Origin of the sequence: Actinoplanes sp. NPDC023714 (assembly GCF_040639855.1) — a bacterium.
Classification (GTDB): Bacteria; Actinomycetota; Actinomycetes; order Mycobacteriales; family Micromonosporaceae; genus Actinoplanes.
On the sequence record NZ_JBFAAR010000001.1, the window covers coordinates 1,465,519 to 1,479,010 of the forward strand.

Annotated in this window: 13 protein-coding genes; 10 read left to right on the forward strand and 3 right to left on the reverse strand. The window is 69.8% G+C overall.

Annotated elements, in window-relative coordinates; all coding sequences use genetic code 11:
• Nucleotides 1-13: 13 nt before the first annotated feature.
• On the forward strand, nt 14-769 hold the full coding sequence (locus tag AB0G10_RS06895; protein WP_360917628.1) for a YebC/PmpR family DNA-binding transcriptional regulator: 756 nt from the start codon (nt 14-16) through the stop codon (nt 767-769).
• A 3-nt stretch (nt 770-772) separates the two neighbouring features.
• On the opposite strand, the gene AB0G10_RS06900 is transcribed toward AB0G10_RS06895, so the two are convergent.
• Nucleotides 773-1,285: a hypothetical protein gene (locus tag AB0G10_RS06900; protein WP_360917631.1), complete on the reverse strand. Its 513-nt coding sequence runs from the start codon at nt 1,283-1,285 to the stop codon at nt 773-775.
• A gap of 115 nt (nt 1,286-1,400) precedes the next feature.
• Here AB0G10_RS06900 and ruvC point away from each other — a divergent pair, with 115 nt between their 5' ends.
• The 8 genes from ruvC (at nt 1,401) to AB0G10_RS06940 (ending at nt 10,496) form a co-directional block, all read left to right on the forward strand.
• On the forward strand, nt 1,401-1,913 hold the full coding sequence (gene ruvC / locus AB0G10_RS06905; RefSeq protein WP_360917981.1) for a crossover junction endodeoxyribonuclease RuvC: 513 nt from the start codon (nt 1,401-1,403) through the stop codon (nt 1,911-1,913).
• Nucleotides 1,910-2,509: a Holliday junction branch migration protein RuvA gene (ruvA, locus tag AB0G10_RS06910; RefSeq protein WP_360917635.1), complete on the forward strand. Its 600-nt coding sequence runs from the start codon at nt 1,910-1,912 to the stop codon at nt 2,507-2,509. The genes ruvC and ruvA overlap by 4 nt, the downstream gene beginning before the upstream one ends.
• Entirely contained in the window at nt 2,506-3,543 is a 1,038-nt protein-coding gene (ruvB, locus tag AB0G10_RS06915) for a Holliday junction branch migration DNA helicase RuvB (RefSeq protein WP_360917638.1), read from the forward strand. The genes ruvA and ruvB overlap by 4 nt, the downstream gene beginning before the upstream one ends.
• A gap of 146 nt (nt 3,544-3,689) precedes the next feature.
• Nucleotides 3,690-4,076: a preprotein translocase subunit YajC gene (gene yajC / locus AB0G10_RS06920; protein ID WP_360917641.1), complete on the forward strand. Its 387-nt coding sequence runs from the start codon at nt 3,690-3,692 to the stop codon at nt 4,074-4,076.
• A 157-nt stretch (nt 4,077-4,233) separates the two neighbouring features.
• The gene (secD, locus tag AB0G10_RS06925; protein WP_360917982.1) at nt 4,234-6,171 is read left to right on the forward strand and encodes a protein translocase subunit SecD; all 1,938 of its coding nucleotides are present in this window, start codon (nt 4,234-4,236) and stop codon (nt 6,169-6,171) included.
• Between the two features lies 1 nt (nt 6,172).
• Complete coding sequence (gene secF / locus AB0G10_RS06930) at nt 6,173-7,345, forward strand: protein translocase subunit SecF (protein WP_360917644.1); 1,173 nt, start codon at nt 6,173-6,175, stop codon at nt 7,343-7,345.
• Between the two features lie 57 nt (nt 7,346-7,402).
• Nucleotides 7,403-7,933, forward strand: coding sequence for an adenine phosphoribosyltransferase (locus AB0G10_RS06935; protein WP_360917647.1), 531 nt, complete (start codon nt 7,403-7,405; stop codon nt 7,931-7,933).
• 136 nt (nt 7,934-8,069) lie between these two features.
• Complete coding sequence (locus AB0G10_RS06940) at nt 8,070-10,496, forward strand: bifunctional (p)ppGpp synthetase/guanosine-3',5'-bis(diphosphate) 3'-pyrophosphohydrolase (protein ID WP_360917650.1); 2,427 nt, start codon at nt 8,070-8,072, stop codon at nt 10,494-10,496.
• 371 nt (nt 10,497-10,867) lie between these two features.
• Here the strand turns inward: AB0G10_RS06940 and AB0G10_RS06945 are convergent, their stop codons facing one another.
• Both AB0G10_RS06945 and AB0G10_RS06950 read right to left on the reverse strand, forming a co-directional pair.
• The gene (locus tag AB0G10_RS06945; protein WP_360917983.1) at nt 10,868-11,698 is read right to left on the reverse strand and encodes a peptidylprolyl isomerase; all 831 of its coding nucleotides are present in this window, start codon (nt 11,696-11,698) and stop codon (nt 10,868-10,870) included.
• A 95-nt stretch (nt 11,699-11,793) separates the two neighbouring features.
• Nucleotides 11,794-12,648: a peptidylprolyl isomerase gene (locus AB0G10_RS06950; RefSeq protein WP_360917653.1), complete on the reverse strand. Its 855-nt coding sequence runs from the start codon at nt 12,646-12,648 to the stop codon at nt 11,794-11,796.
• Nucleotides 12,649-12,805: 157 nt separating this feature from the next.
• Between AB0G10_RS06950 and AB0G10_RS06955 the strand changes: the two genes are divergently transcribed.
• Nucleotides 12,806-13,492 (forward strand): MBL fold metallo-hydrolase, encoded by a 687-nt coding sequence (locus tag AB0G10_RS06955; RefSeq protein ID WP_360917984.1) that lies wholly within the window; start codon nt 12,806-12,808, stop codon nt 13,490-13,492.

A 13,492-nucleotide genomic window follows, 5' to 3' on the forward strand; every position in this document is an offset into this window, starting at 1 on the left:
ACGGAGGTTACGCATGTCCGGCCACTCCAAATGGGCGACGACGAAGCACAAGAAAGCCGTCATCGACGCCAAGCGCGGCAAGATGTTCGCGAAGCTCATCAAGAACATCGAGGTCGCGGCGCGGACCGGCGGTGGCGACCCGGCGGGCAACCCCACGCTCTACGACGCCATCCAGAAGGCGAAGAAGAGCTCGGTCCCGAACAACAACATCGACAACGCGGTCAAGCGCGGCTCGGGCCTCGAGGCCGGCGGCGCCGACTGGCAGACCATCATGTACGAGGGCTACGGCCCCAACGGCGTGGCCCTGCTGATCGAGTGCCTCACCGACAACCGGAACCGCGCGGCCACCGAGGTGCGCACCCGGCTGACCCGCAACAACGGCACCTTCGCCGACGCCGGCAGCGTGTCCTACCTGTTCAACCGCAAGGGCGTCGTGATCGTCCCGAAGGGTGAGCTCAGCGAGGACGACGTCATGCTCGCCGTGCTCGACGCGGGCGCCGAGGAGATCAACGACCTGGGCGAGTCGTTCGAGGTGGTCAGCGAGCCGACCGACCTGGTCGCCGTGCGGACCGCGCTGCAGGGGGCCGGCATCGACTACGACTCGGCCGAGTCGGTGCTGATGCCGACCATGACCGTCCCGGTCGACGAGGACGCGGCCCGCAAGGTGCTCAAGCTGATCGACGTCCTCGAGGACTGCGACGACGTGCAGAACATCTTCGCGAACGCCGACATCTCCGACGAGATCCTCGCGGCGCTCGACGAGGAGTGAGGGTCAGTACCCTCCGCTGCTGAGCGAGCTGAAGAACTGGATCATCGCGCCGACCAGCAGCACCCCGCCGGCGACCAGGCGGATGACGTGCCGCTGCTGACTGCGGCGCCACGCGTGGACCCAGGCGATCTCGGCATCGGCCAGGGCGTCCAAGGACGTCCTGGCCGTTCCGTCGATGACCGCCGCCTTGAGGGCCGCGAGGCTGGCCGCGTGGTGCCGGGCCACCTCGTCCCGGTGCGGGGACACGACTTTGATCTCGTACACCTGATCTTCGCGCCATTGCTCGGTGCTCTTGTCCAGAAATTTCCGGATGTAGGGCTTTGTCGCATCGCTGCGCGTGATCCGGCCCCACCAGCGCAACCGCCGCCAGTGGCCGGCCGTCTCGGTGAGCGCCTGCAAGTACATCCGCTCGGCCGCGGCGGCATCGCCCCCGACCAGGCGCGCGGCATCGGCACGCAGGTCGTGGGCGTGCAGCTTCACGAAAGCGACGTACTCGAGCGGCGGTTCGTCGTCCATCGGCGGGATGAAATACATGACACCTCCCGCCGACCATCGTCGAGGCGTGTCGGCCGCGGGCGCAAGCCGGTCCCGTATTAGGGTGTCGAACACACGTACGTGGGGGAGGTCTGAAGTGCGGGTGCTCGGCATCGACCCGGGGCTGACGCGGTGCGGCGTCGGCGTCGTCGAAGGGATGCCGGGACGGCCGGGCAACCTGATCGCCTATCACGTGATCCGCAGCGAGCCGGACGAGGATCTCGCCGACCGGCTGCTCAACCTGGACCGCTCGCTGACCGCGCTGGTGGCCGAGCACAATCCGGACAGCGTCGCCGTCGAGCGGGTGTTCTCACAGCACAACGCCCGTACGGTGATGGGCACCGCGCAGGCCAGCGGGATCGCGATCCTGGCCGGGGCACGGGCCGGGCTGCCGGTGCAGACCTACACCCCGAGCGAGGTGAAGGCGGCCGTCACCGGATCCGGCACGGCCGACAAGAAACAGGTCACCGCTATGGTGACCCGGTTGCTGCGGCTCGACGCGCCGCCCAAGCCGGCCGACGCGGCGGACGCCATCGCCATCGCCATCTGCCACATCTGGCGTGGGGGCACCCGCGCGAAGCTCGAAGCCGCCCTCGGGAGAAGAAGATGATCGCCAGTGTCCGCGGTGTGGTCGCCGCGATCTTCCACGACAGCGCCGTGGTCGAGGTCGGCGGCGTCGGCATGCGGGTCTTCTGCACGCCGGGCACCCTGGCCGGCCTGCGCAGCGGCGCCGAGACGCGGCTCTCCACCACGCTGATCGTGCGCGAGGACTCGCTCACCCTCTACGGCTTCGCCGACGACGACGAGCGGCAGCTGTTCGACCTGCTGCTCACCGCGAACGGCGTCGGGCCGCGGATCGCGCAGGCGGTGCTCGCCGTGCACCAGCCCGACGTGGTCCGCCGGGCCATCGCGGGCGGGGAGATCGCGGTGCTCACCGCGGTGCCCGGGATCGGCAAGCGCGGCGCCGAGAAGATGATCGTCGAGTTGAAGGACAAGATCGGCCCGGTCGGGCTCGGCTCGGCGTCCTCCGGCGTGCTCAACGGCGCGTGGCAGGAGCAGGTCCGCCAGGGCGTGCTCGCGCTCGGCTGGACCGCGTCGCAGGCCGACCAGGCGGTGGCCGCGGTGACCGAGACGATCGACGGTGAGGTCCCGCCGGTCCCGGTCCTGCTGCGCCAGGCGATCCGGCTGCTGGGCAAGACCCGATGAGCGTCTCGCCGTTCGCCGAGGACGAGGAACTGGACGCCGAAGCCAGCGTCCGGCCGAAACGGCTCGCCGACTTCATCGCCCAGCACCGGGTCCGGGACCAGCTCGAACTGCTGCTCCAGGGCGCGATGGGCCGGGGCACCCCGCCGGACCACATCCTGCTCTCCGGCCCGCCCGGCCTCGGCAAGACGACCCTCGCCAACATCGTCGCGGCCGAGCTCGGGACGGGTATCCGTACCACCAGCGGGCCGGTGATCGAGCGCTCCGGCGACCTGGCCGCGATCCTGACCGGCCTCGGCCCCGGCGACGTGCTCTTCATCGACGAGATCCACCGGATCGCGAAGCCGGCCGAGGAGCTGCTCTACAGCGCCATGGAGGACTTCCGGGTCGACGTGGTGGTCGGCAAGGGCCCCGGCGCCACCGCGATCCCGCTCGACGTGGAGCCGTTCACCCTGGTCGGCGCGACCACCCGGGCCGGCCTGCTCTCCGGCCCGATGCGCGACCGGTTCGGCTTCGTGGCGCACCTCGACTTCTACTCGCCGGCCGACCTGGACGCGCTGCTGCACCGCTCGGCCCGGATCCTCGGCGTGCCGATCACCCCGGAGGGCGCCGCCGAGATCGCCGGCCGGTCCCGGGGTACGCCGCGGATCGCCAACCGGCTGCTGCGCCGGGTGCGCGACTTCGCCGAGGTCCGGGCGGACGGCGTGGTGAACGAGGAGGTCGCGAAGGCGGCCCTCAAGGTCTACGACGTGGACGCGCTCGGCCTGGACCGGCTGGACCGGGCGGTGCTGCGGGCGCTCATCGAGTCGTTCAAGGGCGGCCCGGTCGGCCTCTCCACGCTCGCCGTCGCGGTGGGCGAGCAGTCCGACACGGTCGAGGAGGTCTGCGAGCCGTTCCTGGTCAGGGCCGGTCTGCTGGCGCGGACGCCGCGCGGCCGGGTGGCCACCGAGGCCGGCTGGCAGCACCTCGGCAAGACGCCGCCGGCGGACGGCCGGCCGGGCGTGTTCCAGGGTGATCTTTTCGCCCGGGACGCGTGAGTTTCCCTCGTGATGTGAACGTGACGTGTGCCGCATTCGTTATCTCAAGGTTGACCTATTAGACTCGCCGCCGTTCGAACCGGTATAAGCATCTCACCCCGGCGCCCGCCCATCGTCGCGCCGGTGGCCTACGGAAGGCTCTCTTCGTGCTCCAGCTCCAGGCAGCTGACCAAGCAGCGGGTGGCGGCAACTACTCGTTCCTGCTGATTCTCGTTCTGCTCTTCGGCTTCATGTACTTCGTCATGATCCGGCCGCAGCAGAAGCGGCGCAAAGAGGCCCTCGAGATGCAGAACACGCTGGGCCCCGGCGACGAGATCGTGACCATCGGCGGTCTGCACGGCGTGGTCGTGCTCGCCGAGAGCGACACCGTCACGCTCGAGATCGCCCCGGGCGTCCAGGTCCGTTTCGCCCGCCCGGCGATCGCCCGTGTGCTCACCAAGGCGGGTACGGTCTCCGAGGAGCCGGTGCCGGCCGACGAGCCCGTGGCGGCGGAGCCGGAGAGCCCGGTCACCGAGACGCGCAAGCAGGACTGACCAGACTCGCATCACCGGACCGGCCCTCGGCGCCATTTGCCGGCGGGCCGGTTCGTCAGGCCGCCATACGGCGGCTCCAAGACTGAGAGTGCCGTGCCCCACGCGCGGCCGGAACGCAGGGAGACCAAAAGCCGTGGCACGACCACCACAGGGACAGATGCATCCCGGACGCCAGCTCGGCGTGCTCGGTCTGGTCTTCGTCGTCCTGTATCTGCTGGTCTTCTTCGCCGGTGGCGCCAAGGGCAGCTTCACCGACCGCCTCGAGCCGAAGCTCGGCCTCGACCTGGTCGGCGGCACCCAGGCGACGTACATCGCCTCGCAGCAGGGCGCGCCGCCGACCCAGGAGGCCATGGAGACCGCCCGCCAGATCATCGAGAGCCGGGTCAACGCGCTCGGCGTCTCCGAGGCCGAGGTCGTCATCCAGGGCAACAACACGATCGTGGTCTCGCTCGCCGGTGAGGCCGACGACCAGCTCAAGGACCTGTCGCAGGCCGCCAACATGCGGTTCCGTCTGCTGACCGGCACGACGATCGACGTCTCCGCGGCCGCGGTGAACCCGGCGCCGCCGAGCGCCGCGCCGAGCGGTTCCGCCGCCCCGGCCACCGGCGCCTCGGCCGCCCCGTCCGGAGCGGCCCCATCCGGAGCGGCCCCGTCCGGCGCCGCGCCGTCGGCCGCCGCCTCGGGCGAGGCCCCGGCCGTCGTCGACCCGTCCGCCGCGACCGGCGGCCAGGGCGGCGGCGAGCTCGCGCCGTCGGCCGAGCCGTCCGCGGCCCCGTCGGCCGCCCCGTCCGCGGCCGCCTCCGCTCCGGCGGCGGCGCCCGCCGGGTCGCAGAACAACGCGACCAAGGAGGAGCTGCTCGCCTCGGCGAAGAAGAAGGTCGGCGACAAGGTCTGGGCCCAGGCCGAGAAGCTGACCGCGCCGGTCGACCTCTCCACCGACCCCGAGGCGGGCCTGCCCTACAAGGCGTTCGCCCAGCTGACCGGCCCCGAGGTGGGCGTGCTCACGCCGGCCATGCAGTTCAACGTGCCGACGATCGGCTGCCCCCAGCTGGACGCCCGGCCGAACGGCTCGATCGACGACATCAACGCCGAGGTCGTGGCCTGCTACCAGGGCGGCGCCAAGGTCAAGCTGGACAAGGCCGAGGTCGTCGGTGACGACATCAAGGAGGCCAGCCCGCAGCTGGACCAGACCCAGAACCAGTGGGTCGTCTCCCTCGACTTCACCAGCGCCGGCCAGACCAAGTGGACCGAGCTGACCCGCAAGGCGTTCAACGCGACCAGCAGCGACCCGTGCTTCGTCGCGGTGCAGTCGCTCTACGGCACGGCCGACCACTGCGCCGTCGCCGTGGTGCTGGACAAGACGATCCTCTCCGCGCCGCAGATCCAGGGCGTGCTGAGCGGCCAGTCGCAGATCACCGGCGACTTCACCGCGGCCTCCGCCAAGGAGCTCGCCGACCAGCTGAACTTCGGCGCCATCCCGGTCACCTTCGAGTCCGGCCCGGCGCAGACCGTCTCGGCGACCCTCGGCCTGCAGCAGCTGGAGGCGGGTCTGCTCGCCGCCGCGATCGGCATGGGCCTCGTCGCGATCTACGCGTTCTTCTACTACCGCCTCCTCGGCACGGTCATCTTCCTGAGCCTCGGGCTCTCGGCGCTGCTGACCTTCGGCGCGCTGGTGTTCCTCGGCCGGACCCTGGGCTACACCCTGACCCTGGCCGGCATCGCCGGCTTCATCGTGTCGCTGGGTGTCGCGGCGGACTCGTTCGTCATCTACTTCGAACGATTGAAGGACGAGATCCACGAGGGCCGTACGCCGCGGAGCGCCGTGCCGCGCGCCTGGCACCGCGCCCGCCGCACGATCATCTCGGCGAACACCATCACGATCCTCTGTGCGGTCGTTCTCTACATCGTGTCGATCGGCGCGGTGCAGGGCTTCGCGTTCGCGCTGGGTCTGTCGACCGTTCTCGACCTCGTCGTCGTGTTCCTGTTCCGGCACCCGATCATGACGATGCTCGCCAGCACCAAGGCGTTCCTGTCGCCGCGGGTCAGTGGTCTCGGGCGCGTCCTGCGCAACCGGACCGATGTGAAGGAGGCCTGACATGGCTGGTTCCGGGCTTGCCGCTCGCCTCTACACGGGCGAAGCGAACATCAACATCGTCGGCCGGCGGAAGATGTGGTTCGTCGCCGCGCTGGCCATCGTGATCATCTCGATCGGCAGCATCGCGATCCGGGGCTTCCACCTCGGCATCGAGTTCGCCGGCGGTAACGAGTTCATCGTCCCGGCCACGACGAGCAGCCAGACGCTGAACCAGGACGAGGCCGGCGACGTGGTCGCCCGCGCGGTCCACTCGGTGGTGCCGGAGGCCGAGGTCCTCGCGGCCCAGCAGGTCGGCACCGGCGACGAGTCGTTCTTCCGGGTCCGGTCGTCGGCGATGACCACCCAGGAGAGCGAGCAGGTCAAGACCGCCCTCGTCACCGACCTCGGCGTCGACGCCGACCAGGTCAGCGACAACCAGGTCTCGGCGGCCTGGGGTGGCGCGGTCACCGAGAAGGCCGTCCTCGGCCTCGTCGTCTTCCTGGTGCTGGTCTGCGCGTACCTGGTCGTCCGGTTCGAGTGGCGGATGGCGGTCGCCGCGCTGGCGTCGCTGATGCTCGACCTGATCCTGACGGCCGGCGTCTACTCGCTGGTCGGCTTCGAGGTCACGCCCTCCACGGTGATCGGCTTCCTGACGATCCTCGGCTACTCGCTGTACGACGTGGTCGTGGTCTTCGACAAGGTGCAGGAGAACACCCGGGGCATCACGGCCGGCAGCTCCCGCACCTACGCCGAGGCCACCAACCTCGCCGTGAACCAGACGCTGATGCGGTCGCTCAACACCGGCCTGGTGGCGCTGCTCCCGGTCGGCGGCCTGCTCTTCATCGGCGCCGGCCTGTTCGGGGCGGGCACGCTGAAGGACCTCGGCCTGGTGCTCTTCGTCGGCATGGGCTTCGGCGTCATCTCCTCGATCGTGTTCGCCGCCCCGGTGCTGAGCGCGCTCAAGGACCGCGAGCCGAAGATCAAGGCGCACAACGCCCGGGTGCTGGCCCGCCGTGCCAGCCGCTCGGACGACGTCGCCCCGCGCGCCGAGCGGACCCGCCCGGCCGCGGCCGGCACCGACGAGGTTCCGGCGTTCGCCGGCACCACGCCGCGCCCCGGCGCCCGCCCGGCGGCCAAGCGCAACACCACCAACCGTGGTGGCGGCGCCGGCAACCGCCCCGGCAAGCGTCGCTGAGCAAACGCTGAACGGCCCGTCATCGTCGCTGATGGCGGGCCGTTAGGCTGTCCAGCCGTGACTACCGAACAGGAACTGGCCGACCTTGTCGCCGGCGGCACGGTCGACGTGCTGGACTTCCCGAAGCCGGGCATCGTCTTCAAGGACCTGATGCCCCTCTTCGGTGACGGCCCGGCGTTCAAACGGGTGATCGACGGGATCATCGCCCACCACGGCGAGTTCGACGTGGTGGCCGGGATCGAGGCCCGGGGCTTTCTGATGGCGGCGGCGATCGGCTACGCCACCGGCGCCGGCATCGTCCCGGTGCGCAAGGCCGGCAAGCTGCCGCGCCCGGCCTTCTCCGCCTCGTACGCGCTCGAATACGGTGAGGCCACCCTCGAGGTCAGCGAGGACGCCTTCAAGCCGGGACAGCGCGTCCTGGTGGTCGACGACGTGCTCGCCACCGGCGGCACGGCGGCGGCCACGCTCGACCTGATCGAGCGCGCCGGCGGCGTGGTGGCCGGCTTCACGGTGCTGATGGAGCTGGGTTTCCTGGACGGGCGGGAGCGTCTCAGCCCCCGGCCGGTGCACGCGCTGTTGACCGTTTGATCCGACTTCGATGTTCTTCGCCCGGTCGGCCCTGCTTATTCGTAGCGCTCGGCCGGGCCATCCGGCAGGGCGGTGCGGGTAAGATGGGCGGTCCAAGGTGACCAACTCGGTTCCTGGCGAAGGTGTGAGGAGGCCGGTGTCCAGCGACGTCGCCCCTCCGGCGGAGGGCACGGTGCAGCCGACCCAGAACTCGCGGAACGGCGGAGGCGACTCCACGCCGCCCGACGACAACAAGCCCGACGGTGACCTGGAGACCACCCAGCCCCTGGCGCCGGAGGACACTCCGGCCGGCGGCTTCGGCCTGGCCAGCGCACCCACCGGCCGGCGCGTCCGCGCCCGGCTCGCCCGGTTCAACGCGCCGTGGCAGAGCACGCAGGTCAGCGAGGTGCTCGAGCCGCTGATCGCCACGCACCGCGCGTCGCACCCCAAGGCGGACGCCCGCGCGCTGCAGAAGGCGTTCGACGTGGCGGCCCGCTGGCACTCCGGTCAGTACCGCAAGTCCGGCGACCCCTACATCACCCATCCGCTCGCCGTGGCGACCATCCTGGCCAACCTGGGCATGGACACCACGACGCTGGTGGCGGCGCTGCTGCACGACACGATCGAGGACACCGACTACGGCCTCGACCAGATGCGCAACGACTTCGGCGCCGAGGTGGCGCTGCTGGTCGACGGCGTGACCAAGCTCGACCGGGTGAAACTCGGCGACGCGGCCAAGGCCGAGACCATCCGCAAGATGGTGGTCGCGATGGCCAAGGACCCGCGCGTGCTGGTCATCAAGCTGGCCGACCGGCTGCACAACATGCGTACCCTGACCTTCCTGCCCCGTGCCAAGCAGGAGCAGAAGGCCAAGGAGACCCTCGAGATCCTGGCGCCGCTGGCCCACCGCCTCGGTATGAACACGATCAAGTGGGAGCTCGAGGACCTGGCGTTCGGCACGCTGTTCCCCAAGCGGTTCGAGGAGATCAACCGCCTGATCGGGGAGCACCAGCCGCAGCGCGAGGCACTGCTGCGCCAGGTGACCAACCGGGTCCAGCTCGACCTCAAGTCGGCGAAGATCAAGGCCGAGGTGACCGGCCGGCCCAAGCACCTCTATTCGATCTATCAGAAGATGATCGTACGAGGCCGCGACTTCAACGACATCTACGACCTCGTCGGCGTCCGCATCCTGGTCGACACGGTCCGCGACTGCTACGCCGCGCTGGGCGTCATCCACGCGAACTGGCAGCCGGTGCCGGGCCGGTTCAAGGACTACATCGCGATGCCGAAATTCAACATGTACCAGTCGTTGCACACGACGGTCATCGGCCCGACCGGCAAGCCGGTCGAGATGCAGATCCGCACGTTCGCGATGCACCGCACCGCCGAGTTCGGCATCGCCGCGCACTGGAAATACAAGGAGCAGAAGGGCGCGACGATCGTCGGCCCGCCGGCGCACATCGACGAGATGACCTGGCTGCGGCAGCTGCTCGACTGGCAGCGTGAGGCGAGCGACCCGTCCGAGTTCCTGGACGCGCTCCGCTTCGACCTCTCCAGCCAGGAGGTCTACGTCTTCACGCCGAAGGGCGACGTCATCCCGCTGCCGACCGGCTCCACGCCCGTCGACTTCGCCTACGCCGTGCACACCGAGGTCGGGCACAAGTGCATCGGCGCCCGGGTCAACGGCAAGCTGGTCCCGCTCGAGTCGACGCTCTCCAACGGCGACGTCATCGAGATCTTCACGTCGAAGTCGGCCACGGCCGGCCCGACGCAGGACTGGCTCGGGTTCGTCAAGAGCCCGCGCGCCCGCACGAAGATCCGTCAGTACTTCAACAAGGAGCGCCGCGAGGAGGCGATCGAGGACGGCAAGGAGGCGATCGTCAAGGCGATGCGCAAACAGGGCCTGCCCCTGCAGCGCATGCTGACCAGCGAGAACCTCACGACGATCGCCCGCGACCTGCACCTGCCCGACGTCGCCTCGCTGTATGCCGCGGTGGGGGAGAACGCCACCTCGGCACAGTCCGTCGTACAGAAGCTGGTTGCCGGTTTCGGCGGTGAGGAAGGCGCTGTCGAAGACATCGCCGAGACCGCCGTCGCGACCCGGCCGCCGCGCAACCGCAACACGGCCCAGGACCCCGGCGTCGTGGTGAAGGGCGTGTCCGACGTCTGGGTGAAACTGGCACGCTGCTGCACCCCGGTCCCCGGCGACGACGTCTTCGGCTTCGTCACCCGGTCCGGCGGGGTCAGCGTGCACCGGCAGGACTGCGCCAACGCTCAAGACCTGCGCGAGCAGGAGGAGAGGGTCGTCGAGGTCACCTGGAAACCGACGTCGGCGTCCACGTTCCTGGTGGCGATCCAGGTCGAGGCCCTCGACCGGCACAAGCTGCTGGCCGACGTGACCCGGGTGCTGTCCGAGGAGCGGGTCAACATCCTCTCGGCTACGGTCACGACGACCCGTGACCGGGTGGCGGTGAGCCGTTTCACCTTCGAGATGGCCGATCCCAAGCACCTGGGCCACTTGGTGGCAGCCGTCCGCAAGGTCGACGGTGTCTTCGACGCCTACCGTGTGACGTCTGGCGCCTGAGCGCGTTCTGGGCGGTTTTCGGCCGGTGCTGGCCCACTCCGGGCGGTCAGGCTTGATCCCTGCGTGGACCAGCACCGGCCGAAAACCGCACACCTCGCGCAGAGAAGCGCGAGTCACGCTGAGCGCGCCAAAGACCCCGAAGCGCAAGCAAGCCGCTCAGCGCAAGCAAGTCGCTCAGCGCAAGCAAGTCGCTCAGCGCAAGCAGTCGCGAAGCGCAAGGAAGTCGAAAGCGCAAGCGAGCCGCTGTGCGCAAGGCCGTCTCTGGTCGTGCAGAAGCAAGAGCGTGAGTCGCGCCGCCCCAAAACCGTCCCGAGAGCGCAAGAAGGGCGGCCCCGGCAAACACGCGCCGGGACCGCCCAAAGAAAACCGGATCAAGCGACGGTCATCGTCTTGATTTCGAGTTCCTTCTTCGGGTGCCCCCCACCTGCCGAGGCGTCGAACGCGCCGTCGTCGCCGGCCTTCACGACGTCCTTGACGATGTCGAGGCCCTCGCTGATGGTGCCGAGCAGCGTGTAGTTCGGCGAGAGCTGGGTGTCCTCGGAGCAGATGAAGAACTGGCTGCCGGTGCTGCCGGGCTGGCCGGTGTTCGCCATCGCGATCGAGCCGGCCGGGTACGGCTTCGCCGCGTCGGTGGGCAGGTTCTCCTCGGCCATGGTGTAGCTCGGGCCGCCGGTGCCGTCGCTGTCGCGGTATCCCTTGCCGGTGGCGAACGGGTCACCGCACTGCAGGACCTTGAAGGTGTCCTCGTTGACGAGGCGGTGGCACTTGGTGTTGTCGAGGAACTTCGCCTCGGCCAGGTGCTTGAAGCTGGCGCCGGTGCAGGGCGCCTTCGCCAGGTCGATCGTGGCGCTGATCTTGCCGAGGTTGGTGTCGAAGGTCAGCGTGCTGGTGCCGACGTTGGGCACGGTGGCGGGCGGGGTGCCGACGTCCTTGACCTTGCCGCCGGTGGCCTCGTCGGCGGGCGTCCAGGAGCAGGCGACCGTGCCGGCGGCAGGGGCCGCACCCGACTCGGTGGTCTTGCCGTCGTCCTTCAGCTGGTTCACCAGGACGACGGCGACGCCCGCGATGACCAGCACGGCGAGGGCGGATCCGATGATCGCCCGCTGACGGCGGCGCTTGCGCGCGGCCGTGGCCCGCTCGGCCATCTCCTTCTCGAGCCGGGCCCGCGCCGCCGCGCGTTGCCGATCCTTGGTCGACGTCACGTCGCCGTCCTCCCTGCTGCTGGTTTCGTCCTGCGCACTCACGTCTGCGTCGCTCACGTCTGTGTCGTTCCCGTTCTGCGAATCGTCCGGCGCGCTCACGACTGGGCCGCGCTAGCTGAAGGAGCCGCCGCACCGGCACCGCCGACGGTCAGGCTCTGAATGGTGATCTTCTCCTTGGGCGTGACCTTGTCACCGGTCGCGCTCTCCACCGTGGGGATCTTGCCGATCTTCTCGACGGTGTCGAGGCCGCCGGTGACCGTGCCGACGATGGAGTACGCCGGGTCGGCCGCCGTGAAGTCCTTGAAGAAGACGAGGAACTGGCTGCCGTTGCTGCCGCGCGGGTTGCCGTACATCGCGACGGTGCCCTTGGGGTAGGTCACCTCGGCGGCGGCGGCGGGACTGGCGCTCGGCGACGGGGCGGCGGCCGGCAGGTTCTCGTCGTAGAAGCTGTACGTCGGCCCGCCGTTGCCGGTGCCGCTCGGGTCGCCGCACCGCACCGCGCCGTCGGCGATGATCTCGTGGCAGGTGGTGTTGTCGAAGAACTGCTTGCCGGCGAGGTAGGTGAAGCTGGCCGCCGCGCAGGTCGCGCTCTCGACGTCCATGCTCACGACGATCGGGTCACCCTTGTCGGTGGTGATCGTCATGGTCTCGGTGCCGGTCTCGGGAAGGTCCTTGGTGGGCGGAGTCCCGACCTCCTTGAGGTCGGTGTTCGTCGCCGCGTCCTGCGGGGTCCAGAGGCAGATGTCGGCGGCCTCGGTCGTGGACGTCTCGTCGCTGTCGAAGACACCGCCGGCCCACGCCACGCCCGCGACGATCAGCAGCACCGCGAGTCCGGCGCCGACGCCGGCTGTGATCCGGCGACGTCGGCGTTCGCGCTCGGCTCGGCGGGCCTGTTGCCGATCGAATTTAGCCCGCGCGAGTCTGCGCTGCCGGTCCTTGCTGGGAGCCACCGAACGCTGTCCTTCCCTGTGTATGTCAAGGGGTGCGGCACGCCACACGCCCGCAAGAGTGTACGGGTACCTCCTGAGAAAGTGGTGTGCGCCCGCCCGGCTAGGCTCGTTACGATTCGGGACCTGTGCAGCGCCCATGAAAGAGGAAGGCATCACCGTGCTCGTGACCGGCTTTCCGGCCGAGGCCTTCGGCACCAACTGTTATGTGGTGGCCGCCGCCGCGGGCGAGCAATGCGTGATCGTCGATCCCGGCATCGGCGTGCTCGACCAGCTCGACGAGGTTCTCACCGAGCATCGTCTCCACCCGGCCGCCGTGCTGCTCACCCACGGGCACCTCGACCACACCTTCTCGGTCGCCCCGGTCTGCGGCGCCCGCGGCATCACGGCGTACGTGCACCCCGCCGACCTGGAGATGCTCGCCGACCCGGCGAAGGGCCTGAGCGCCGATCTCACCCAGATGTTCGGCGGGCGCCTTCGCTACACCGAGCCCGACGACATCGCCGAGCTGACCGACGGCGAGGCGCTGACGATCGCCGGCCTCGAGATCACCGTCGATCACGCCCCTGGCCATACCGGCGGGTCGGTGCTGTTCCGGATGCCCGGAGAAGCCTCCGAGGAGATCTGTTTCTCCGGGGACGTGCTCTTCGCGGGATCGATCGGGCGCACCGACCTGCCGGGCGGCAACACCGCGACGATGATGACCAGCCTGCGGGACAAGATCCTGCCGCTGGCCGACGACACCGTCGTGCTGCCCGGCCACGGACCGGCCACCACCATCGGCCGCGAGCGCGCCTCCAATCCTTACCTGCGGGAGCTGACCGCAGCGCCGCGCCGCGGTTTCTAG

Bases quoted from the DNA above. Each gene is read 5' to 3' on its own strand.
- AB0G10_RS06895 (WP_360917628.1), top strand. From the start codon at position 14: ATGTCCGGCCACTCCAAATGGGCGACGACGAAGCACAAGAAAGCCGTC.
- ruvA (WP_360917635.1), top strand. From the start codon at position 1,910: ATGATCGCCAGTGTCCGCGGTGTGGTCGCCGCGATCTTCCACGACAGC.
- ruvB (WP_360917638.1), top strand. From the start codon at position 2,506: ATGAGCGTCTCGCCGTTCGCCGAGGACGAGGAACTGGACGCCGAAGCC.
- secF (WP_360917644.1), top strand. From the start codon at position 6,173: ATGGCTGGTTCCGGGCTTGCCGCTCGCCTCTACACGGGCGAAGCGAAC.
- AB0G10_RS06900 (WP_360917631.1), bottom strand. From the start codon at position 1,285: ATGGACGACGAACCGCCGCTCGAGTACGTCGCTTTCGTGAAGCTGCAC.
- secD (WP_360917982.1), top strand. From the start codon at position 4,234: ATGCATCCCGGACGCCAGCTCGGCGTGCTCGGTCTGGTCTTCGTCGTC.